We start from the raw sequence: 21,778 nt of genomic DNA, 5'->3' as shown, positions 1-21,778 counted from the left end.
CTCCAACGAGCAATTTAACGCGCCTGTCGCCAAGCAGGCGCGTGCTGCTTAGTGCGTCGCCAAACCGTCCAGCGATTTATCGACATACGCCTTGGCCAGCTCCACCAAATGCGTCACCGACAACACCAAATCGCGCTGCAACCCGCTCAAACCCTTCCCCGCCTCACTGGCCGAAGCACCCGCGCAGCGCAACAAGTCTGACGCTTGGGCCAAAGCCGCTTCTAAATTGACACTGTCGGGGATGGTGTACGTGACCATGACCTCCTGCCGTGGAGGCTTAAAGTCGAGCAAGTAGTAATCAAGGGCGCGATCAGCAGCGGCACGGTCCAACGACTGTGCATCACACTGAGCAGCAGCGAGTGGGGTAAAGGCGGGTGGATCGGGGGTGATTTTTTTCATGATGTAACTCCAGATGCCTCAAAGGAGCTATCACACATCGCGACTAAACGAATGGGTGGCAGCCGTGCGCAGGTTAGTCGACCGGTGCATCTGGAAACCGGCGCGCCCGAAGGCGCCCTGCGCACGGCCACCATAACGCGGGGCCGAAAAAAGCGCCTCACGAAGGGTGGCGCTGATGCGCCAGATGACAATCCGGGCGACTAAACCCGACCGCTGATGAGCAGCGATGGGCCGAGACTATGCCCCGAAATGAACTGGCACAAGCGAGCGGGAGTTTCTCGGAAGTTTCACCAGATGGAAAGGGACTTTTCGTACGAAACGGCTGATTTTGAGGCGCACCCACCCACGTGTCACTGCCGAAGGTTGCTTTCTATATGGCCTCAGTACTCGCCCTGTTTTAGGGCGCAAAAAATAATCCTCAATGATGGCCCTCTGAGAGCAGAACTCCTGATCCCAGCTATAGTCAATTGGCTTAAGGCCCCGTATTTGGGGCATATAACCGAGCCTGGAGAAACCGGGCCTATCATGAGCACAAGGAGTTTTCCCCTATGAAACGTTCCGCATTGGCTGGTCTTTTCGTTTGCGCTGCGATGTTGGCTTCTCCGGTGTTTGCGGCCGAAACAACCAGTAACACTGGCAAGTTATGTTCTGACAACCTGCAAAGAATTAAAGATTATTTGTCGAGCATCCCGACAACCAGTGAAAACACCACCGACAACCTCAAAAAGGCCTACGAAACGGCGCAGGATGCACAGGCGAAGGGAGACAACCAGGCCTGTGTTGACGTGACCACCGCAGAGATCGCGAAAATTCAAAAACTCACCACAGGCGGAAACCAGTAAGTCGTTGTTGAGGTTGCCCTTGTGTGCGGGATTGGCGTAGACTCCGCAGCTTGCTGGTTGCATACAGCAAGCACTGGGGCCGTTTAGGATTCGACGCCGGTTGCGAAACTCTAGGTGCATGCCGAGTTGGTAACAGAACTCGTAAATCCACTGTTGCAACTTTCTATAGTTGCCAATGACGAAACCTACGAGGGTCAAGCTCTCGCAGCGTAAGCTGCCTTAGCCATCCTCCTGGTACCTTCGGGTCCAGCAATCACTAGGGGATGCCTGTAAACCTGAAGTGATTGTCATATAGAACAGGATCGCCGTGCAGTACGTTGTGGACGAAGCGGCTAAAACTTACACAACTCGCCCAAAGCACCCTGCCCTTCGGGTCGCTGAGGGTTAACTTAATAGAAACGGCTAAGCATGTAGTACCGACAGCGGAGTACTGGCGGACGGGGGTTCAAATCCCCCCGGCTCCACCAAATGATCAGAAAAAGACGTCCACGGACGTCTTTTTTTGTGCCTGAAATCCAGTGAATACGGGGGTTTCAGGGCCATCAACGTCCACGGACGTCGAAGAGCATCCACGCTTTATGGCATTCCAAATGGCATTCCAAGCCCAACAATACTAACTTTTGGAATGCCCATCTGGGATGCCAATGTGCGCACAAGCAGTTCGCCTCTCTGAGCTCAAAATCAAATCTGCCAAGCCTGCTGAAAAGGACTATGTCCTGTTCGACGGTGGCAGACTGTAAATGCGACCGAGAAGTAAATGATTCAAGCTATGGAACTTCAACTATCGACACCCAGTGATGACAAAGCGGATCAACATGGGCCTCGGGACCTTCCCATAAATATCGCTAGCGTAGGCACGAAAGGGCTCCGTGGCAGCGAGGGAAATACTTGCCCAAGGCATCGATCCTAAAGAACAACGAGATACCGTGCTGCAAGCAAAGCAAGCTGAAACCGAGCATACATTCCAGAGTGTCGCGACGGAATGGTTTGAACTGAAGAAGGACGCGGTCACGCCAGCTTATGCCGAGGACATCTGGCGGAGCCCAACTGGGTGAGTCACTTGATCGCCACGTGCTAGCCCACAACCTCTGCTTGCTCTGCGGTAACCGCTTTAACCTGCCGGCCTGATCTAGCAGTACCACACCTTTTATATCCATATCATCCGGACGGTGCTGCGCTGGGCGCGGCGCTTTATGCCGGCCTGCACCCAAAGGAATCTCAATCATGGCTCATCTCGTCGTAACTAAGGCCTATGCTGGCGCTGCACCGTGGCATGGCCTATGCAATCAACTCACTCAGAAACAACCCATCGAAGTCTGGCAACGCGAAGCCGGCATGAACTGGGCGATCCAGGAAAGCTCTGTACTCTTCAAATCAGAGATCATCGGCCGCCTGGGCGCGATCCATCCCTTCCAGACATTCAACAGAGCCCAGCAATTTCAAGTCTCTCAAAGTGAAACGCCCCTATGTTCCTGACGCGAAGCTTCAAGCGTTGATCGAAGAGTGCAAAAAAAGATTCGCCGATCCCGAAAAAATTGTTAATTGCGTCCTCGCAAAACTGCGACCTAAAGCGAAGTATGATTTGGACACACCTAGGCTTTAACTCCACCCGGAGCCCCCCCTAAGCGCTGCGACCAACGACAATTGGCACGGCTTGACTCCTCTTGCACCGTTCCACCCGGTGCTTGCACCGGGCGCAGGCCTACACATCACCGCGAAGAAAGCATAAACGTGTCGTATTCCAAATCCTGCAGCGTCGTGGTCAGTCTATGCAATGCAAGCAAGACGCAAATCAGGAGTGATAGGGTGAAGCCGTAACCGAAGAAGCTTGGGCCCAGATACATGCTTAGTAGCGTCAGAGCACCGTTCAACACCGCAAACAATACGCATAGCTCCAACACTACCGTTCGTTTGTCGAGGTAGAAGAACACGTTGAGTAGCGCCATAAATACCACCTGAATACTTACGCCGATCAGATCGATGTAGAACAGCGGCAGGTAGTAACTGGAGATGCCCAACCACTCAAGCAAGCGCGGGGCGAACAGAAACAGCAGCACCACCGTAAGCCCCTGCACTTTGCAAATTTCCAGCAGCCCCTGGCGAATCGACAAGGTCATCTCGGTTTTCAGCTGACCAATATGCTGCAAGGTTTCACCGTCGCGAATAGCCCGAAATAAACGGTCGTACCATTCGGCGAAGTCGGTTTCAATGCGCACTAGAAACACCGCCATGCCGGGGATGATCGCCAGGTAGGCGAGGAAGATCGGCAGGTCGTAAAGGATCGAGGCGCGCAATGGGCCAACGATGGCGTGGGAGGTACCGGGGTTGAACCAGAACAAGAATTTGTCGATCCAGATGCCAAAGTTGTAGAAAAAACCGGTGGCAAGCAGGCTGAGAAATACCTGGCGGCGCTTAAGGAAATCGAAGGCGATCAGTTTGTCCGCCCGGTATTCGCGCAAAATGTCGTAGAGAAACAGGAACAGCAGCGTGCTATGCCCGATCAACAACGCTAGCAGCAGGCCCGGCATTTGCAGGACGCTAAGTATGTAAGCGCTCGCCACCATCAGCGTATAGCCCACCAACATCACCAACAAAATACGGTTATAGGCTTTCATCCCCGAGAGGAAGATGATCACCAGCCACAAGTTGCACAACACCACGAAATTCGACAGTACCAACACTCTATAGATCAACGGCTGGTCGAAGAGCAGGCCCAGTACAATTATGCCCAGTACCCCGGCAGCAATCGTCACCAGCAAAAGAATGCCCAACAGGTTGGGCAGAATCTGGTCGAATTTTTGCTCATACAGCCGATCGGACACGAATCGGGTGAAGAACAACTGCAACCCACCTGTAAGGATCAGCGAGGTGGCCATCAGGTACGTCACCGTTACCAAAAATTGCCCAACCAGAGCGTTGGGCAACAGCAAACCCAGACTGATAACGCCCACCAACATAACGCTGATGATCGATAGCACCCACGGCCCGGAGCTGATCAAGCCGGCATACACGTAGGCGTGCAAGGTCGCCGTGTAGGAGTCGCGCGAAAGGATTTTGCGCAGTTCGAAGCCAATACCGGCCATTTAACTGTTCTCCATGGCAGCTTTATACAAGTCGCGATAACGCTGCAGCATCAAAGCTTCGGTGTAATAACGAGTGACTCGCAGTAAGCCGCTGGCTTGCGCGGCCTCCCAGCGTTGGGGGCTGCGTAGAAGTTCGAGAATGGCGGCGGACGTGGCTTGTGGATCAGCAATAGCCACCACGTTACCCGCAAGCCCGAGGTCGCGATCTTCAGCGCTGGCACCTTCGATCAATTCTCGGCATGAACCTACGTCACTGGAGACCACGGGCGTGCCTGCGGCCCAGGCTTCGAGAATCACCAGCGGTTGCGCCTCACTGATCGAGGTCAGCACCATCAACCCCAACTGGGGCAGAATGTCCTGAATGCGCTGAAAGCCAAGGAAATGTACCTTACCCTCCAAACCCAGACTGGCCATCAGGCTGCGACATTCGCTTACATATTCCGGGGCTTCTTCTTCGGGACCCACAATCCAGCCTTCCGCCTGCGGCATGGCGCTGATCACACCGCGCATTGCCCGCAGGAAAGTTTTGACGTCTTTGATCGGCACCACTCGCCCAATCAGGCCAACCACCGGTGCGATACCTGGCGCTCGGGCTTGCAGTGCCGCGGCCCATTGAGGCAGGTCGATGCCGTTGGGGATGACTTGCGTGCGGGCAGGGTTAGCGCCGTCTTTGATCTGCCGCTGACGGTTGCCTTCGTACAACGCGATGATCTTATCGGCGCTGTTGTACGTCAGTTGACCAATGCGTTCGAAGAAGCGCACCCACAATGTCCGAATGTAACCCGAGCCGGCATCCAGGCTGCTGTTCAGCGCTTGGCCGGAGCTGTCGGCGATCCAGCTGGCCTGGGCCAAGTCGATCTTGCGCTCCTTGGTGTAAATCCCGTGCTCGCTCAGCAGATAGGTGCATTTCCACCGCTGCTTGAGAATGCAGCCCAATAATCCGGCGTAACCGGTGGAAATCGAATGCAGCACTCGCGCCCTGGGCATGTTGCGTGATGCCTCGGCGAGCATCAGCAGCGGTGACTGCATCGAGCGCAGGGTCCAGAAATAATTGATGAAGGACGGATCGGCGCAATGCTGCCGATAACCTTCGCTCAAGACCTCCCAACTGGCTCGACTGCGCAGCACGTCGTCAAGGGTCATTTGACCTTGCGCAATGCAGTCGAGCATGCGCTCGCCCAATTTCGGGGGGGGCGCATCCGGGTGATGCAGAAAACGATACAAGTCTTCCAGCTGCTGTTGATCGGCCTTGCGGGGTGAACCCGACATTTGTGCCGGACGAGTGGCGTCTTCGAGGAACACCTCTTCAATATGCAAGACATTCGACGGCACTTCGTAGCGACGCTCTGAATACGCCGAACGTTGCCCGCCGATGAACATGACCGAAAAAGTTAAATCCGGCAAGCCGAGAATCATCTGATGAATCCAGCTCGATACCCCTCCGCGCACGTAAGGCCACGTACCTTCGAGCAGCAGACAGATGTCGGCCGTCGAGGCCTCTTCCTTGTGGTTCATGTCCAGCTCCTCACCAGCTCAGCAAAACGGGGACGCTGACGGGTTTTCTCGGGAAGTTTGGCGAGCAATTGGGGGATTTCATGGTAGCGACCGGCTTCGAACGCCAACTCCGCATGAAATGGGAGCACCTGAGCGGCGCCCATGCCGTTGTCCTGAGCCTGATGCAAAAGCACTTCGGCGCGTAGGACATCTCCTCGTTCCAATGCAATGCGCCCGGCCATCAAATACAGTTCACCGCCCTCACCCGCTTGTAACCCTTTTTCGGCATGTTCACTGGCCTGATTAAGCACGTGCTCGAGCACGCTACCTTGCGCGAGCCCGAGGTACGCCAGCTCCCAATACCAGCGCGCCAGCGTGGCATGCACTGCACCAGCGCTCTTGGCAGTCACGCCAGATAGCTCCCCAAGTGCATTTTGAATGCGCAAATTGATGTCGCTTTCCTGCTTGTCGAGCATTGAGTACGCCAGAAGTCGCACGTCATCGCTCGGATCACCCAGCGCCAGTTTAAGGATCGGCACCGCATCCTTGCCAGGCATACGCCGGGTCGCCTGTAATGCCGCCAGGCGCTGATCAGGGTCCGGCGCGTGACGTAGTACATCCTGCAAACCGCCATCGGAAAAAATGGGCGAGTGCTGCTGCAACTGCGCGCGAAACGGCAGGCTCGGGATCCCAACAGCTTGCCAGGCTTGCTTATCACGTTTACGCGGCAGGTACAGTGCGGGGAATATAGCCGCGACCACCCCGATAGTACCGATGACCGGCACAAAGAACGCCAGGCTGAAAATAAACAACGGGCTCCAGGGTAACGGTAAACGGTAGCGTTCCGGCAATAGCAGCCACACCGCGGCGCACAGCAAAACGCACGCCAGTCCATGGCTGAGGGTGAACACCAGCAATTGTTGTAACTCAGGCACCGCAAGCCACAAACTGGCCCAACTGCCCGCCTCTAATAACAAGGCACCGCTAAACAGCCACTTGCTGATCATTCAGGCCACACTCGTTGAACAGGAAGTTACGCAGCCCGTTGCGATCACAGCCGGGCTCCAGATTAAAAGGTAAGACCCGCACCCCGAGACTTTGCATGTCACTCTCAATCCCAAAGTGTTCATGCAACAACAAGCTGATGCGCGCCAGATAACCTTCGGTTCCTTGCGGGCTGGTCAACGGCATCAGCACCAGTATCAGGTGATTATCACGGTTGTTGCGCACCGGCAAATGTAAGTCCAGCCCCCGCTGGCTACGCTGAAACAGACGCGTCAATTCATCGTTTTGGCGGGTTAACTCAAATGCAAACAGCCCGGCTGGCAGTTTGTGTTGCTCAACATCCGCCAGTGATCTTTTGAGTTGCAAGGTGAATTGCTGGGCATCAGCGTCAGGCAGTTGCAGCACGTGCGGATCACGGCGCATCAAGTCGGCAATGTGTCCGGCCAGCAGCGCCAACAGACTCAGCGTACGTTCCTGAAAGGCGAAAAAGGGCATCTGCCTAACCGCCAGAATCGCCAGCAGGCGGCCTTCTGCGTCAATCAACGGAATGCATGCCTGCAATGATGAGAACTGCGAATAATTACCAGAGTCGATCAGTTCCTGATGCACGCTAACCAGTTCGCCGCGTTCAAGGCACAATTTGACCAGACCATCTTCGGTACCCAGCGGCCCCATCACGCCGATCATTGCCAAGGGCTCAGGCAAGACATTCTCTTCAAGCTCGTCAACACGGTACAGCCCGGCCACACGCAAGGCACCGTACTGCCCAAGTATTGTCACGATCGGTTCTGCCAGCGCGCTCAGTGCATCGCCCGCGTCCGGCAGCAAGCGCAGGTTTTCGCGCAAGCCCAGTAAGGAACTACGCAGGCTCTGGTCACTACCGGCCACGCGTTGTTCCAGCAAATCGTGGGAAACCCGCAGGATCTGGTGTGCGCGAGTGAACTCGTCCAGACGATACTGACGATATTCGTTGGCCATTTGCAGCCGCTCCAGACGGCGCATCCACAAGTCGCGAACCTCGCCCACCAGCATGCCGCAGACCAGAACGCCGACGATAAACGACGGTTCGAACTCTGCGTAACTTTCAAGCCCCCGGTAGCGCAGGACTAAAAGGGTCAACACCAGCAAAGCCGCGCTGACCAGGCCACGTACAAAGCCGTAACGCACACCAACCAACAACGGCGCCAGAATCGGCCAAGGAAAACCGGCGTGAATCTGCAACGGATCTTCAGGCGTCAGCCACAACCCGAGGCCGATGGCCAAACCCGTCACCAATATCGTTTCCAGCCAAGACACCGGGCCGCTGGCGCGTGGCGCCAGGCTGTAATCCATGTGTGGAGATTTCATTGCATTCACTCGAATCGAAGGGCGCCAACAAGTTTGTTAAGCACCGTTTGCGCAGTTCCCGCGAGGCTTTCACGGGACCAACCGGCGCGCGCGCCGCTTTTGCTCCAGAGCACTTGACCGGTGCGGGCTTCGAGCACACGCAAGCTGATGCCTACAGCTGGCTCACCGTCTAGACCGTTCTTGTATTGCCACTCTTCAACGCTACCGGCGACCACATAATCTAGTTTTTGCTGTCGCGCCCAATCGAGTGCCACTGCCAGACGCTCGTTATCATCCATCAACGCTTGCTCGCCTTGAGTGCTGGCCGGATAAACCTGAGGGCGTAGGCCGTGTTCGCTGAGCACACTGAGCAAAATCTGCTCGCTGCGCTCCCCCGCCTGCGGCGTCTGCGAATAGTTGACCATTGGCACAATGCCCCACTGCGCATCGCGCGACAGTTTCGGGCTGGCATCATTAGTGAAGCTGGCGCAGCCGGCGACGAACAGGACGGCCATGGCCAAGCCCAAATTACGAATTACTTGCATCTGTATTTCTCCCGTTGACGTTCCATGATCAGCGTCCAAAACGCACGCCGTAGCTCACACCCAGTGTGCCGCCAGCTTTACCGTCCCCGCCTTGTGGTGCGGATTGGTAGCCGAAGGTCAGGGCCAGTTCGTCATCACCCAGAACTTCGAAGCCGATCCCGGTGTTGATGCCGTAGTTAAATGTTTGATCAAACCATTGCCAGCCCGCAGTCACATCTACTAGCCAGGTGTACTGTGGCTTGGTGCGTACCAGCGCGCCCGGAATTCCCCGGCGCCAAGAGCTGCCGACGTACAACTGGCCGTAACGGCTTTGCAGCAGGTCGCTGGCGAGTACATTGACGGGATCATCCGAACCCTTGACGTTGGTCACCGCGCCGCCATTGTCAAAGGCCAGATAATCCAGCGTGCGGTTCTTCACATTGTTGTGCTGGTAATCGACACCACTGCGCACGGTCCAGTTAGGCCCGGCGAATTCCAGCGTATGGTTAAGTTCAAGTTTGAACGCCTGACCAGTGCCGAGATTATCGCCAGCCCGGGTTGAAAATGACTTTTGCGCCACTTCCCAACTGAGCTGATCGCGAGGGGTCAGGCCATGGCGTCCGCCAACCCACACCGCGTCGTGCTGGCCGAACGCGCGCATCAGACCGCTTTCCTCACTCTTGCGGTGCCAATCAAAACCGAGCTCGATGACATGACTTGGGGTCAATTGCCAGCTGCGGGAAATGCCTAAACCATTGCGGTCATCGTCTTTGCGCTGACTGGTATCGGCGAATAGTTTATAGCTGCCGTTTTCCACCGAGCGTTGCAGGGTCAGCGCAGCATTACGCTCTTCGCCAATGCGCGAGGACTCAATGGTGTCACCACTGTAATTTCCTTGCTCCACGTCCAGATTGGCATACCACCTGTCACCCAAGTTATGGGCGATCTGAATGCCTGGCCCGCTAAAATCGAGACCGCCGTAATCTTGTTCATGCCAAGACAACTGAGCGCCTTGTGGTGTCGCTTCATGGATTTCCACCGCTTGAAGCCGCAATTGCTCGCGCACCGCCAATGGCTGATTATCGCCGAGCTCGGACAAGCTGAGGTCAAGCGCCTCACCCAGACGTCCCAGACGGCTGAGCGCCTGCGCACGCTGCGCCGGATTCAGATCACTACTGGCCAACAAGGTTTCGATCTGCTGATTGTTGCGACTGCGCAAGGCCTCTTGGATCTGCTCGTAGCGCTCGATCTTCAGGCCCTGACCGCGCGCCCACTCCAGCCACTGGTCTTTCTGCGATTGCTGATTTGTTGCATCGAGACTCGCCAGCAAACGCCCAAACCACAGATTAAGCATGGCCGGCGAACCGTCCTGCCACTTCGACACTTCTCGCAGCGCTTTGCCGGGTGAGTAGCTGCTCGCCATCAGACGTAACCAGGTCGCGTAACGCTGGGACGACGGCTGAATGTTTTCACCCTCAGGGCTGCGCAACAATTTCAAGCGCAGACGCTGAGCGGCGTCCAGATACCCGGCGCTTTCGAGTGCATCGGCATAGGCAGCCTGCACAAGCCAGTCGTTCGGACTGCTCTTGAGGTACATCCGGTACCAGGCCAACCCTTCGCTTTCGAGGCCAAGCATCTGGCTGGCACTGGCGAACGGCAGCCACAAAAGACGGTCTTCACGCGCCTGCGCACGCCATTGTGTGAGCAATGGTTTGAGTTTGCCGATATTGGCCTGATCGATGTAAAGCCAGACCAGACGCTCGCGGAACAGGTTGTCGTCCGGGAAACGCTCCAAGCCCAGTAAATATAGGCGCTCGGCCTCTTCGCCCTGCCCTTCGTGGGCGGCCAACTCGCCGCGTATGGCCAGAACTTGCGACTGTTCATAGGCGTTCGGGTACTGTTCGGCATCCTTAAGCAACGCAACTACTTGTGGCCAGTCCTGCAACTCCTGCGCTTGCTGCAACGCTTCGACCAGACGTTGCGGATCTTTGCCATGCTTCCAACTGGCAACCATCAAAGCCAAAGCTCGTTGAGGATCGCTGACGCGATAAAGCGTGATGAGTTGGTTCTCGTCGCCACTGGTCAACTTGCCGTCGAGGGCGAGCATTTTTTCCAGGGACACGCGCAAGTCTTCATCGCGTTCCAAGTCCCACGCCAGAGAGGCCCTAGCGCGCCAGTAATCTGAGTCAACAATGTGTTCGTCGGCCGCTTGCACAACACCCCATGCCGCTTCGTTATCAAAGAGTTTCAGATAGGTGTTAGCCCAATCGACCTGCTCAGTGGAGGTCAGTTTGAAACGTTTCGAAAGATTCTGATAAACCTCTGCCTTGGCCGCGAACTGCCCGGTATTTTCAAGGCTCTGCAACAGGCGTGACCATGCCAGACGATGCATCGGGTATTTGTGCAGGTAGGCACGCAGCCAGGCTTGGGCCTCGACGGGCGTGCCGCGCGATTCATGACCGTAAATCAGCGCATCAAGCTCGACATCGGTGAGCATTCGCTGGTGCATGATGTCACCCAGCAACGGAATCGATCGTTCAAAGTCGAACTGCTGACTCGCCAGACGCCAAGCGTGTTCGCGAATCGCCGGCTCTTCTTTCAGCCCCAGCAGTTGAATCCAGTAATCCAGTGCCACCTGGTTATTGCCTTGCCACTCACCGAGATGAGCCATTTGCTCGAGCAGCGCCTGATCGTTGGGGTGATCAACCACTAGCTGCTGACCGGTTTCCCAGGCTCCAGCGAGATCGCCAATGGCCAGGCGCATGTGGAAATCTTTCAACGCGACATGTGGATTGTCAGGCTGCAGCACTCGCCATTGATTGAGTACGCGCTGCGCCAGAGCGAAATGCTTGCTCGCCACCGCGACATCGACACCCTGCTCCAACCAAGCCGCATCTGTTTGCGGGTTATTGAGCAGAGTCAACTCATCTGACAGCACTTGGGCGGCATCGTCCTCTCGACCTGCAGACAACAGGCCATTGAACGCCATTTGCGCGTATTTGCGCCGCTCGGCTGCATCTTGACTGTCACGTCTGAGCTGCAAATAGATCTGCGCAGCACGTCCCGGTTGCTCGCTCGCCATGTACCACTGTGCGGCCGCTTCGAGTGAATCGTTATGCAACTTGGGATCGCGGCCTGCAATCTCTTCGTAAACACCGGCGGCAAACGCCGGAGCTTGTAAAACTAGCGCTAGTTTCGCCAGCTTTTGCAACAGGGGGACAGGCAGCTTGCGATAGTCGACGCTGTTCAAACGATCCACCAACGCTTGCTGAGCAATCAGATCGTTGCTTTTTTCCGCGACCAATGAGGCCAGTTCAAGCCTGTAGTAAGCCTGGGTTTCCGGCTGCGGTTTCGGCCAGGCCTCCAAATATTGGCGTGCCTTGGTGTATTCACCCAAACGAATCAGCAGGTCGACCAGCTGTATACGCAAATGATCGTCATCCGGGTGGGCTGCCAATAGCAACTCTGCATAGTTGGCCGAGACTGCATCCGGCTCACGGCCATCGGGATGGAACACTTCTTCGCGCTGGAACGTCGCCCAAAGCAGGCCGCCTACCGCCACCGCCACCACTGCCAACGCCCAAGGGTTGAGCAGGCGGCTATTTTTAATTACAGACGAGCTGACCATTTCTCACCTGCTTCATGGGTAATTGAAAAGTCCACAAGCCTGCGGATGCCTTGCCTGCAAAACGCTGTCCATCCACTTCCACCCTGCAAGAATTTGCCGAGCGTACTGAGAAGGTCAGATCGAACTGACCCGCAAAGGAAAAGTTCACACGCTGATCATCCAGATAGCTCCATTCCAGTAACGGCAAATTTGCTTCCTCAAGCGCCGGTCTGTCGTCCCGATCGGGTCGCAGAACCAGCAGCGCGCGGTCGCTACTCAAGTGCACATAACGGCCTTGGGGCAGATCGCGCACACCGGCAATGCCTTGTGAACGCGATAGATCCGGCCAGCCCATTTGCGGGTCAATACGAACGGTACGAAGTGCGTCCATCCCGCGTATTTGCCACGCGCCGTCGGCAGTACGCGCCATACTGGCCTGGTACAAGCCGTGCAGACGATCGATGTAATCGCTCATCCACATGGACATAGGATGCTGCTCGCGCATAAAGCCGTAGATGTCGTGCATCGCCTTGATCGACGCCTGCTTTGTGCTCGAATAAAAGTGGTAATAGAGGTTCAGCCCGCGCAGACGACGTGGGCTGTCCGTCAGTTCAAAGGTGTCGATCACTTCATGGAACCCGTAGTACGGGCCTTTCCACAAATTGGTGTACAAGTTCTCGTTTATGATCGGCGCGTAGTATTGCAAGCCACCTTCGGTAGGTCGCAGCAGCGGGTTCAGACCGGTCAACGAGGGATTAGCCTTGGTCATCATGGTCTCGGCGCCATTGACGTTTTTCAGCCCGGCATCGTATGCCAGCTTCAACGTCGCCGCAGATGGCAAGGCGTCACCCGGCCAAAAGATCATCTTCACCGGTTTTTCCGTGGTAGTCAGGTTTTCATTGATGTAGTCTCGGGAGCCGAATACCTCCCGACGGAAATCAATTTTGTCGTAACCCGGTATCGCCATGTTCAAGCCGTATTCGGGTTTAAAATTCTCGCGTTTCTTGGCCTTGTCCGGCTGCATGAAAAACGGATGGCTAAAGGTGTGGGTAGCGACTTCGACTTTCGGGTTAGCGAAAATTTCACGGGCGATTGGCTCCAGCTCACGGGCCAGATACGGGTACATGCCGCGCGGCGAAATTTCCCCTTCGACGATCGATACCGAGGTGAGGAACGGGTTGGGCTTAATGAAGTCTTCAAGCGTATGCCGGCCAGCGTAGGGGGTGCCTCGCACCTCAGCACGAGACGGAAAACCGTCGCCATCAATATGAACCGTTGCGATTCGACGGCCATTTTCTGTGGTGGTGTCCGGACGCGGCTGCACCGGCAGACGCAAACTGGCCTGAAGAAACGCAAATGGATCAAGAATCCAGCGACTGCGCTCGTTGTTCACTTCAAGGATATAAGGGGCAAGCGCAAGTCCACCCCACTCGCCCACCACCACGGGGGTGTAAACCTGTCCCCCAGCGTTGGCCAGCGTTAATACTGGTGTTGGCCCATTTGGCAGCACTGAAACGGCAGTCAGGTCGCGCGACTTGGGAATCACCGGTGCTTCAAACGCACCGATCAGCGTCTTATCCTGATGGGTAATGGTCAATGTTTGAGTGCCTGGAGGCACATCTCGTATTAGACCCAGACGCTTGAGCAGAGCTTTGTCTTCAATGGGCAACCCGCCGAAGAACACCACCGGAACGTGTTCGTCGAGTCGCTGCCCAATCCAGCGGTTGAACGCCGAGCTGGCCTGTGGCGGGCCGCTGGTCATCCAGGTCACGACACCTGCATACAAACCACTGAACTGGTAGTTGGGCATGTTGCTGGTAGTGGGCAGGTAATCGACGCGATACCCCAGGTACTCCAGCAACCCCCCGAGCAAACTGTGGCCGGCGTTATCCGCTAGATCGCCTTCGCGCGGATCGTAAACCAGTGCAATGCGGCGAGGCTGAACTTCAATGCTGCTGACGCCCATCGAGTTCAGGTCAGGCGTGCCTATGTAAGGGATGAAGCCTTCCTCACGCAGACGCTTGGCCAGCTTGCGCGCTTCTTCACGACGTTCTGGTGGCAGGTAGTCAATGGCTACCAAAGGAATGCCTTTGGCACGCAAGGGTTGCAGATATGTCTCGAGCCATTGACGATCGGATTCAGAGACTGGACGGTAGCGCTTGGTGGACGCGTCCCAACCGGCGTGAATGGACTCAACCGCGACCGCTGCCGCTACCCCGTCGAGATCGGGCAGCACTTCAAAACCTCGATTGAAAAACAGTTTCAGCTTGGGTTCGCGCTGGTGCAGTTCACGCAGGAAACTCGCGAGGGCGACACGCTGTGACTCACGCGACGCCTCGGGCAGCAACTGAAAGCTGTCGAGGGTATCGAGGAACAGGCCGCTATAGCCCTGAGCCTCAAGATCCTTGGCCGCGGCGAATAAATGGTCGCGCCAGGCGGGCGCCGAAAGGTCCATGACTTGGCTGTCCCATGAGTCATTACGCACGGGGCTGACTGCCTTATTCAAGCCAGCCTGCTCAATGTCTGCTTTGGTGCCGCTGAATTCGCCTACGGACAAGTAAGCGAATGGCTGGCTCCCTAACTTGCGCAGGGTTTTGACGTCGTCACGGGTCATGTGCCCCGGCTCGACCACTGACCAGTCGAATTGAGCCAACTCGGGAATCGGAGGTTGGTCTGCGTACCAAAAAGCCACGCTGGCAGGTTGTGGTAATGATCCAGCCTGTACGGCCGGAACGCTGACAATCAGCGCCAATGCAGCTAACAGCCGTTTAGCGGCCGAGCGCATACGCGTCCTGCGAAAAAAAAATTCCATAACTCACTCTTGATAGGAACCGAAGCGGGACTACCCGCACACTGGAAGTGTGAAATTAGCGGGGTTACAAACTGCGTAAAAGCTGTGCTAAACCTTCGCCAATCGAGGTCGGAGCCGCAAGCGTGAAGCGGTCAAGCAAGCGAGTATTGTTGGCGCGTGAATGGCGGATGTCGCCCTGACGTGCCGGATGATTGGTCACTGCCATAGACGTGCCCATCACGTTTCCCAATTCAGCGATCAAGTCATTGAGGCTGGTAGAGCGACTGAGCCCGACATTCACGGCGCCGGGTTTAGGGTCGCTCGCTTCTACAGCCTGAACCAGGATACTTACTACGTCTTTGACGTAAACAAAGTCACGGGTTTGTTCGCCGTCGCCGAAAATCACCACAGGCTTTTGCGAACTCGCACGCTCTGTGAAGATGCTGATCACGCCAGAGTACGGGGAAGAGGGATCTTGACGCGGGCCGAAGATGTTGAAAAAACGCAGGATTACCGGCTCAAGACCATGCTCACGACGGTAGAAATCCAGATAGTACTCGCTTGACAACTTGTCGCTGGCATAGGGCGTCAATGGTGATTTAGGCGTGTCCTCGTCGATTGCGGAGCCTTCACCATTGTTGCCGTAAATCGCGGCGCTGGAAGCAAAAACCACACGCTTGATCCCGGCTTTCGACATGTGTTCGCAGACGTTGAGCGTGCCCACAAAATTGCTTTGATGGGTGGCGACCGGGTCGTCCACTGATGCTTGCACCGAGGCCACCGCCGCCAAGTGCACGACCGCGCTGCAATCGCGCATGGCCTCTTCGACAACCGCGCTGTCTGCAACATCTCCAACAATCAACTTTAAATTGGCGTTACCCATCGGCAGGTTGTCTAGCTTACCGGTCGACAAATTATCCAGCACACCAACTTTGTAGCCTTTGGCTAGCAATGCTTCAACGAGGTGAGAACCAATAAAACCCGCACCGCCGGTGACCAGAATTCGTCTATCAAGCATTAGTTTGTCCTGAAGTATCAGCGGATACTGTCGTAAAAATCCGCTGGCAGTGGCTATGTTAGATTGTTGTTAAGCCTTAGGGGGGGTGAACGCATATCGCTCTAATACGGCCATCAGGCCAATTGAACAGGCCGAAACACTAGAGAAAATCTGACTATATGGAAATAGGATTGATGGCTGTAGGCCACTAAACTCCCACAAATCATGTGAGACCAAGAAGAAACTGTCAATAGCTTGTCGAAATAACCGCCGTACGGTTCAAAACCTGAACACGCGTCGATTTTTTGACGCCAAAATATATTGATTATTGCTACCACTTTTATCGCTATAAAACAGTCCCGCTACTTGCATTAAGTCCACTGCAACTATCGATGACTTGATCTAATCGATATGCATTACCCAATAATTCCAATGCTCAGAAAGCTGTGAATTAACAGCCGTACTTTCTCATTGGACGCATCCTGCCCTACACAGTTTCATAAACCGCACTGGTTGCTACCAACAATGTTTGAGCATTAGTTAGAGCTAAAAATATGGATATCAACGATCTTACTCACAATTCCCGCCAGTACGCTAAAGCTTTAACGTTCATAGCCGATATCGAAATGCCACTACCACACGAATGATGCGTTGAAGGCTTAGTTCTAGCAAGCCGTGTAGAGCAGTTTTTTCCATACCAGCGTTTGCAATCTTGGTGAATCGATTTTGCACAATCACAATAAGGAGTGATGCATACGTGTCAACTAACCCATTTGAAAAAAAATTCACGGATGACTCTTTCTGGAAAAAGGTCACTAAATATGCGAAATCAGCAGGCGAAACTGCCCTCGAACCCGCCCTAAAAATGTATTATGCGGCGATTGATGCAGATACACCAATGTGGGCGAAAACAACTATTTATGGAGCGCTCGGATATTTCATCTCGCCAATTGACGCCATCCCGGACATCACTCCAATTGTAGGATTCACCGACGACATTGGTATTTTGTGCGCAGCATTAGCCGCAACCGCGAGCCACATTAAAGATACGCATGTGGCAGAGGCAAAACAAAAACTTAAACAGTGGTTCTCGTAATAGTAACGTGAACCCACATTCATCAATGCCCCTCAAAGGCTATAGTGGTTTTTCTGCATTTTAGGCAACCTGTAACGCGTCAGGTCGATTGACGGGCGATTCATATTTCAGTGATTCGCCCGCGATGCGCGTTGCGCTACAAGAAAGCGCCTACCACGTAACCGAAAGCCCCGTGCCAGCAGTTTTGCATCCGCTCAAGCCGTTGCGGATGCACTCCCTTGTCACTCAGCCGGAATCAGCTCCTGCAATCTCATCAGCTTTTTTTGCAACTGCTGAGTGTTGGCTTTTTCAGCGCGTAACGTCGAACGCAATTCTCGGTTCTCTGCCTCCCAAATACGCGCCCAGCGAGCATCTTTTCGGCAAGCGATCGCCATTTGCCAGATTTCGCGCACTCTCAATCCCTGATGCACGAGCACCAGCAAGATGCCCCCCATCATTACGATTGCCCCTGTCGATACCACTTCGGACATATTCTTCGCCCCTTCCTTTCGTGAATTCAATTCTTTTAAAGACGCTCACACGATATGTAGTATTTAACGACAGGTCTAGAATGTAGACTTATACAGGTAAAGTATTCGCGCACATGGAGAGGTTATGAAACGCAAACAGTCCATCGAACAGGTACGCTGGGACTTGGCACTTCGCTATCGTTTAATTGAGACGGTCGCCTGGTGGGAAGGCCGTTTAACCACGGGGCATTTGATGCAGAGCTTCGGCATCAGCCGTCAGCAGGCATCCAAGGACATCAATACCTACATCACAGAACATGCGCCTAAAAATCTTACATATGACAAAAAAATAAAAGGTTATGTGCCGAGTAATACGTTCGCTCCGCTGTTCATTGATGACAGTGCCAGCGCTTATTTACACCTGTTGTACCAGAACAATGAACGGGCCCCGCATATTGATGGGCTCGCTCTGGCCTACGCCCACACAAAGGTGCTGGAGGTTCCGGATCGCCCGATTCGACCAGAAATCCTGCGCCCATTGCTCAAGGCCTGTCGCGATGGCCTGCGCCTGGAAACCGAGTATGTGTCGCTGAACACTCCAAATGTGGAGGTCCGCCTGATAGCCCCTCATACATTGGTCTATACCGGGATGCGCTGGCACGTGCGGGCGTATTGCGAGAAGAACGGTCAATATCGCGATTTTGTTCTCAGCCGCTTGCGGGGGCAGCCGGACTTGCTCGAAGAATCGCAGAACACTCGTGAATTGGATGAAGACTGGAATACCGAGATTTCCGTCATTTTTGCAGCCGATGGGCGGCTGAACTCGGCGCAGAAGTCAATCATCGAAACCGATTTTGGTATGACAGATGGCCAACTGGTGGTGCCCAGTCGTAGAGCGCTTGTGAAGTATGTATTGCAACGCTATCAGATCGATCCAAGGAACCAGGCAACTAACCCCGAGGCGCAGCAAATCGTGGCAACCAACCTCAAGGAGTTGCGCCCCTGGCTGATGAATGACTGACGCGCATCCCCTTTTCCAAGATACTTCGTTCATGACTGAGTTTGAGTTAGCTGTCATCAAGGAAAGTCCACGTTCTGCCAGGGCCGAGGCACACTTTTAGCCAGGTTTGTCTGACCCTCAAATTGCTATGCACGACGTACAGGTGCGCTGATAACCGCTCTATATCTCTAAGAGCGCCCAGAGGCACGCACTGCCTTGTTACTTACATTATGAGGGGACTAGCTTCCAACCGCCGCAGTGCTGACTGAACGTCGTGCCGGAAGATGAGTTAACTATCAGCGACCGGACGGTGTTCTGCGCAATGCAAATCGATGTCTTCAAAACCCTGCATCCGCACTTGGACACTGCGGCAGGAAATTGCGATCTTTGAGACTTCATACCTGCCGGCGAAGCCGCCCCGGAACTGTGAACAAAGTTTACGGACGAACAACTGGATCAAATCCGCAACGACGACCACCCGGATATCACACCGTTAGAGGGGATACCTCCCGGGCATTGAATGCAGGTAATGCACTCTCGATAAATGCTTGGGCGGCAGGCGTCGGGGACGTGGACCATATTGCATAGACTCGTCGCATAGGAGCGTCGCTCACCGCAATCGTGACGAGCTCATGAAACCCTTGCGCAACTCTGGTAGGTACCAAGCCAATGGCAAGGCCGCCTCGGACGAACCTCTCCATCAAATCCATGCTGTCGACCTCGAACTGCACGCGGTGGTTGAGACCCTTCGCAGAAAAGGCTTCGTCGGTTTGACGACGTGCACTGCTGCCCGCAGGGAAATCGACCAAAGGCTGATCGACCAGTTGAGCCAGCGACACCAGTGTTCGCGACGCCAGCGTATGACCTGCCGGCACAACCACGGCTAACTCTTCCTCTGCCAGTAAACGCCACTGCACGCCTTCCAAGCGTTCACCTGGCCAGAAACCGACAAAAGCAATATCCAGACGACGCTGTCGCACATCATCTAGAAGTCTCTCGCTTTGGGCGACACACAATCGGATATCAACGTGCTGGTATCGCTGATGAAACTGCCCCAAAAAATCGACTAGATGGAGGGCGGTCAACGACGAAATGGTTCCGATCGATAGGTTTCCTCGCACCTCTCCGCAGGCTGCTGCAACCTCATGGGGTACGCGACATGCCGCCTCCACCGCGAGTTGCGCACTCCGCACAAACGCTTCGCCAGCCGGTGTCAACGTCACCCTGCGCGATGTTCGCTCAAATAGTTTGGCACCCAGTTGCTGCTCCAAGCGTGCAACTTGGTGACTCAACGCCGACTGCACCGTGTGGCAACGTTCGGCAGCTAACGTGAAGCTACCCGCTTCGGCCACGGCCAGCGCATATTGCATCTGCTTGAGATTCATCGATATCTCTTTTGTAGATTGTTCAGATGAGAACAATACATTGGTGTCATGAATAACCGTTATCGATACTGACTTCCTTGCCTAATATTTCAAGGAAATCCCTATGCTACACTCCCCCCCTTTATTAAGTCGCGGTTTGACGCTACTGATGGCGACCGCGACCGGCCTGACCGTGGCCAGCAACTACTATGCCCAGCCATTGCTTCATACCATTGCGGCTGAGTTTGGTCTGAGCTCTGGCTATGCAGGATTAATCGTTATCGCCGCGCAATTGAGCTACGGCGCCGGATTATTTTTCCTGGTACCGCTAGGTGATTTACTTGAACAACGGCGCTTGGTCGTCGCGATGACGCTCTTGAGTGCTGTGGGTCTACTACTGAGTTGGGCGGCCCCCAGTGTCGGATTGTTAATTCTGGGCACGTCCATTACCGGCGTGTTTTCAGTGGCAGCACAAGTCTTGGTACCCATGGCCGCAAGCATGGCCGAGCCTGAGCATCGCGGACGCGTAGTAGGCACACTGATGAGCGGCTTATTGCTCGGCATATTGCTTGCGCGCGCGGTGTCCGGCAGCCTTTCGGCCATTGCTGGCTGGCGCAGCATCTACCTGCTGGCAAGTGTCTTAATGCTTATCAGCGCAATATGGCTGTGGCAGGCATTACCACAGCGGCGGGGGTCTGTCGGAATGGATTACCCGCAACTGCTGGCGTCGGTACTGCAATTGCTCGTCGAAGAACCCGTGCTGCGCTTGCGTGCCCTACTGGGGATGATGAGCTTTTGCCTGTTCGCCCTGTTCTGGACGCCATTGGCATTTTTGCTGGCGAACGAGCCTTATGAATTTTCCGATGCAACGATCGGCCTATTCGGATTGGTGGGCGCAGTGGGCGCTTTTGCTGCATCGCTCGGTGGGCGCCTGGCTGATCGAGGCAAAGGTTACCTTGCGACATTAATTGGCTTGGCGGCATTGCTTTTGGCATGGATACCCCTGGTATGGGCCGAGCAATCGTTGATTGCCTTGCTTGTTGGGGTGGTGATCCTGGATCTGGCTGTACAACTCGTTCATGTCAGCAACCAGAACGCCGTATATGCGCTCCAACCGCAGGCGCGCAATCGCCTGAACGCGGGGTACATCACGTGTTATTTCATCGGCGGAGCACTGGGTTCGATACTCGGTTCACAGTTGTATCAATGGCAAGGATGGAGTGCCGTGGTGGTGTCGGGAATTTCCATCAGTCTATTGGCATTAGCGGTGGGAAGCATTGGCCTGGCCATCCAACGGCGTACAGACAGCATTTTAGATGCGCAGGCCTGCTATCTGGCGTAAATAAATAGGCGTGCGAAATGCGAGAATCACGAACGGAAGACTGACTCGTTACGAGTTCATTGAAATCGGCGGCCAGCGGGTCATGAATGTGCAGGCAGGCAACCTGATCGACACGTTTATTAACGTGGGTGATGACATTGCCATTGGGTGCGATAAAAGCTGGTTTGGCCCGCACAAGGTGTGCGCCATTCGCGAACCTAACGGGCGAATCACTAAAGAAAATCTGGCCGCCTTCATCATCGTGGCACTGATTATGTTCGGGTGCGGCATGGTGTTGGCGTTGATCCCCATGGTCCTCGCCTTCGGCTTTATGTCCCCTGCGGCTGTTTTGACCGTTTGGGTAGGTTTCGCCGCGGGTTTGGCCTGGCTGGTGACGAAAAACCTTTTCAAGGCACGTAACGCGTTAGACGCGCTGCCCAGCAAGAAACCCGTCGTTCAGACCGCCTGATCACGCTGAGC

16 protein-coding genes, 1 other RNA gene and 2 pseudogenes are annotated in these 21,778 nt (G+C 54.9%); 8 read left to right on the top strand and 11 right to left on the bottom strand.

Annotation, left to right across the window (positions count from 1 at the left end):
* Positions 1 to 48: 48 nt before the first annotated feature.
* Positions 49 to 399, bottom strand: a complete 351-nt coding sequence (locus FJD38_RS19445) for a DUF6124 family protein (RefSeq protein WP_146386985.1) — start codon at positions 397 to 399, stop codon at positions 49 to 51.
* A 548-nt stretch (positions 400 to 947) separates the two neighbouring features.
* On the opposite strand from FJD38_RS19445, the gene FJD38_RS19440 reads away from it, so the two are divergent.
* The 4 genes and pseudogenes from FJD38_RS19440 to FJD38_RS19425 all read left to right on the top strand — a co-directional run.
* A complete protein-coding gene (locus FJD38_RS19440) occupies positions 948 to 1,241 on the top strand; it encodes a hypothetical protein (RefSeq protein ID WP_122783731.1) in 294 nt (97 codons plus the stop codon).
* Between the two features lie 75 nt (positions 1,242 to 1,316).
* Positions 1,317 to 1,708: a transfer-messenger RNA gene (gene ssrA / locus FJD38_RS19435) on the top strand.
* A gap of 273 nt (positions 1,709 to 1,981) precedes the next feature.
* A pseudogene (locus tag FJD38_RS24835) lies at positions 1,982 to 2,290 on the top strand (integrase arm-type DNA-binding domain-containing protein); the annotation flags it as partial.
* 175 nt (positions 2,291 to 2,465) lie between these two features.
* Positions 2,466 to 2,654: pseudogene (locus FJD38_RS19425) on the top strand (DUF932 domain-containing protein); the annotation flags it as partial.
* 296 nt (positions 2,655 to 2,950) lie between these two features.
* Here the strand turns inward: FJD38_RS19425 and pelG are convergent.
* The 8 genes from pelG to FJD38_RS19385 all read right to left on the bottom strand — a co-directional run bounded on the left by pelG (position 2,951) and on the right by FJD38_RS19385 (position 16,089).
* On the bottom strand, positions 2,951 to 4,324 hold the full coding sequence (gene pelG, locus FJD38_RS19420) for an exopolysaccharide Pel transporter PelG (protein WP_146386983.1): 1,374 nt from the start codon (positions 4,322 to 4,324) through the stop codon (positions 2,951 to 2,953).
* Entirely contained in the window at positions 4,325 to 5,839 is a 1,515-nt protein-coding gene (gene pelF, locus FJD38_RS19415) for a GT4 family glycosyltransferase PelF (protein ID WP_146386981.1), read from the bottom strand.
* Entirely contained in the window at positions 5,836 to 6,825 is a 990-nt protein-coding gene (locus FJD38_RS19410; protein ID WP_146386979.1) for a HEAT repeat domain-containing protein, read from the bottom strand. The genes pelF and FJD38_RS19410 overlap by 4 nt, the downstream gene beginning before the upstream one ends.
* Entirely contained in the window at positions 6,803 to 8,170 is a 1,368-nt protein-coding gene (locus FJD38_RS19405) for a PelD GGDEF domain-containing protein (protein WP_244302769.1), read from the bottom strand. The genes FJD38_RS19410 and FJD38_RS19405 overlap by 23 nt, the downstream gene beginning before the upstream one ends.
* Before the next feature lie 5 nt (positions 8,171 to 8,175).
* A complete protein-coding gene (locus FJD38_RS19400; RefSeq protein ID WP_146386977.1) occupies positions 8,176 to 8,694 on the bottom strand; it encodes a penicillin-binding protein activator LpoB in 519 nt (172 codons plus the stop codon).
* Positions 8,695 to 8,722: 28 nt separating this feature from the next.
* Positions 8,723 to 12,301 carry a tetratricopeptide repeat protein gene (locus FJD38_RS19395; RefSeq protein WP_146386976.1) on the bottom strand — a complete coding sequence of 1,193 codons (3,579 nt, stop codon included), beginning with the start codon at positions 12,299 to 12,301 and terminating at the stop codon, positions 8,723 to 8,725.
* On the bottom strand, positions 12,279 to 15,092 hold the full coding sequence (locus tag FJD38_RS19390; protein ID WP_146386973.1) for a bifunctional glycoside hydrolase/polysaccharide deacetylase family protein: 2,814 nt from the start codon (positions 15,090 to 15,092) through the stop codon (positions 12,279 to 12,281). The genes FJD38_RS19395 and FJD38_RS19390 overlap by 23 nt, the downstream gene beginning before the upstream one ends.
* A gap of 64 nt (positions 15,093 to 15,156) precedes the next feature.
* Entirely contained in the window at positions 15,157 to 16,089 is a 933-nt protein-coding gene (locus FJD38_RS19385; protein ID WP_146386971.1) for an NAD-dependent epimerase/dehydratase family protein, read from the bottom strand.
* 736 nt (positions 16,090 to 16,825) lie between these two features.
* Between FJD38_RS19385 and FJD38_RS19380 the strand changes: the two genes are divergently transcribed.
* Entirely contained in the window at positions 16,826 to 17,164 is a 339-nt protein-coding gene (locus tag FJD38_RS19380; RefSeq protein WP_146386969.1) for a YkvA family protein, read from the top strand.
* A 221-nt stretch (positions 17,165 to 17,385) separates the two neighbouring features.
* Here FJD38_RS19380 and FJD38_RS19375 read toward each other — a convergent pair whose 3' ends face one another.
* On the bottom strand, positions 17,386 to 17,634 hold the full coding sequence (locus FJD38_RS19375; RefSeq protein ID WP_146386967.1) for a hypothetical protein: 249 nt from the start codon (positions 17,632 to 17,634) through the stop codon (positions 17,386 to 17,388).
* Positions 17,635 to 17,758: 124 nt separating this feature from the next.
* On the opposite strand from FJD38_RS19375, the gene FJD38_RS19370 reads away from it, so the two are divergent.
* Positions 17,759 to 18,634: a BrxR family helix-turn-helix transcriptional regulator gene (locus FJD38_RS19370; RefSeq protein ID WP_146386965.1), complete on the top strand. Its 876-nt coding sequence runs from the start codon at positions 17,759 to 17,761 to the stop codon at positions 18,632 to 18,634.
* A gap of 464 nt (positions 18,635 to 19,098) precedes the next feature.
* On the opposite strand, the gene FJD38_RS19365 is transcribed toward FJD38_RS19370, so the two are convergent.
* Positions 19,099 to 19,998, bottom strand: coding sequence for a LysR family transcriptional regulator (locus tag FJD38_RS19365; RefSeq protein WP_146386963.1), 900 nt, complete (start codon positions 19,996 to 19,998; stop codon positions 19,099 to 19,101).
* Positions 19,999 to 20,101: 103 nt separating this feature from the next.
* On the opposite strand from FJD38_RS19365, the gene FJD38_RS19360 reads away from it, so the two are divergent.
* Both FJD38_RS19360 and FJD38_RS19355 read left to right on the top strand, forming a co-directional pair.
* Positions 20,102 to 21,319, top strand: coding sequence for an MFS transporter (locus FJD38_RS19360; RefSeq protein ID WP_146386961.1), 1,218 nt, complete (start codon positions 20,102 to 20,104; stop codon positions 21,317 to 21,319).
* Positions 21,320 to 21,401: 82 nt separating this feature from the next.
* Positions 21,402 to 21,767, top strand: a complete 366-nt coding sequence (locus FJD38_RS19355; protein ID WP_146386959.1) for a hypothetical protein — start codon at positions 21,402 to 21,404, stop codon at positions 21,765 to 21,767.
* Positions 21,768 to 21,778 lie beyond the last annotated feature (11 nt).

Origin of the sequence: Pseudomonas saxonica, assembly GCF_007858365.1 — a bacterium.
GTDB lineage: Bacteria > Pseudomonadota > Gammaproteobacteria > Pseudomonadales > Pseudomonadaceae > Aquipseudomonas > Aquipseudomonas saxonica.
This window is presented reverse-complemented; position numbering and strand designations above follow the sequence as displayed.

Excerpts from the sequence above, each read along its gene's own strand:
- FJD38_RS19385 (WP_146386971.1), bottom strand. The coding sequence starts at position 16,089 with ATGCTTGATAGACGAATTCTGGTCACCGGCGGTGCGGGTTTTATTGGT.
- FJD38_RS19395 (WP_146386976.1), bottom strand. The coding sequence starts at position 12,301 with ATGGTCAGCTCGTCTGTAATTAAAAATAGCCGCCTGCTCAACCCTTGG.
- FJD38_RS19440 (WP_122783731.1), top strand. The coding sequence starts at position 948 with ATGAAACGTTCCGCATTGGCTGGTCTTTTCGTTTGCGCTGCGATGTTG.
- FJD38_RS19405 (WP_244302769.1), bottom strand. The coding sequence starts at position 8,170 with ATGAAATCTCCACACATGGATTACAGCCTGGCGCCACGCGCCAGCGGC.
- pelG (WP_146386983.1), bottom strand. The coding sequence starts at position 4,324 with ATGGCCGGTATTGGCTTCGAACTGCGCAAAATCCTTTCGCGCGACTCC.
- FJD38_RS19355 (WP_146386959.1), top strand. The coding sequence starts at position 21,402 with ATGAATGTGCAGGCAGGCAACCTGATCGACACGTTTATTAACGTGGGT.
- FJD38_RS19390 (WP_146386973.1), bottom strand. The coding sequence starts at position 15,092 with ATGGAATTTTTTTTTCGCAGGACGCGTATGCGCTCGGCCGCTAAACGG.
- FJD38_RS19400 (WP_146386977.1), bottom strand. The coding sequence starts at position 8,694 with ATGCAAGTAATTCGTAATTTGGGCTTGGCCATGGCCGTCCTGTTCGTC.
- FJD38_RS19375 (WP_146386967.1), bottom strand. The coding sequence starts at position 17,634 with ATGTCCGAAGTGGTATCGACAGGGGCAATCGTAATGATGGGGGGCATC.
- pelF (WP_146386981.1), bottom strand. The coding sequence starts at position 5,839 with ATGAACCACAAGGAAGAGGCCTCGACGGCCGACATCTGTCTGCTGCTC.
- FJD38_RS19365 (WP_146386963.1), bottom strand. The coding sequence starts at position 19,998 with ATGAATCTCAAGCAGATGCAATATGCGCTGGCCGTGGCCGAAGCGGGT.
- FJD38_RS19410 (WP_146386979.1), bottom strand. The coding sequence starts at position 6,825 with ATGATCAGCAAGTGGCTGTTTAGCGGTGCCTTGTTATTAGAGGCGGGC.
- FJD38_RS19445 (WP_146386985.1), bottom strand. The coding sequence starts at position 399 with ATGAAAAAAATCACCCCCGATCCACCCGCCTTTACCCCACTCGCTGCT.
- FJD38_RS19370 (WP_146386965.1), top strand. The coding sequence starts at position 17,759 with ATGAAACGCAAACAGTCCATCGAACAGGTACGCTGGGACTTGGCACTT.
- FJD38_RS19360 (WP_146386961.1), top strand. The coding sequence starts at position 20,102 with ATGCTACACTCCCCCCCTTTATTAAGTCGCGGTTTGACGCTACTGATG.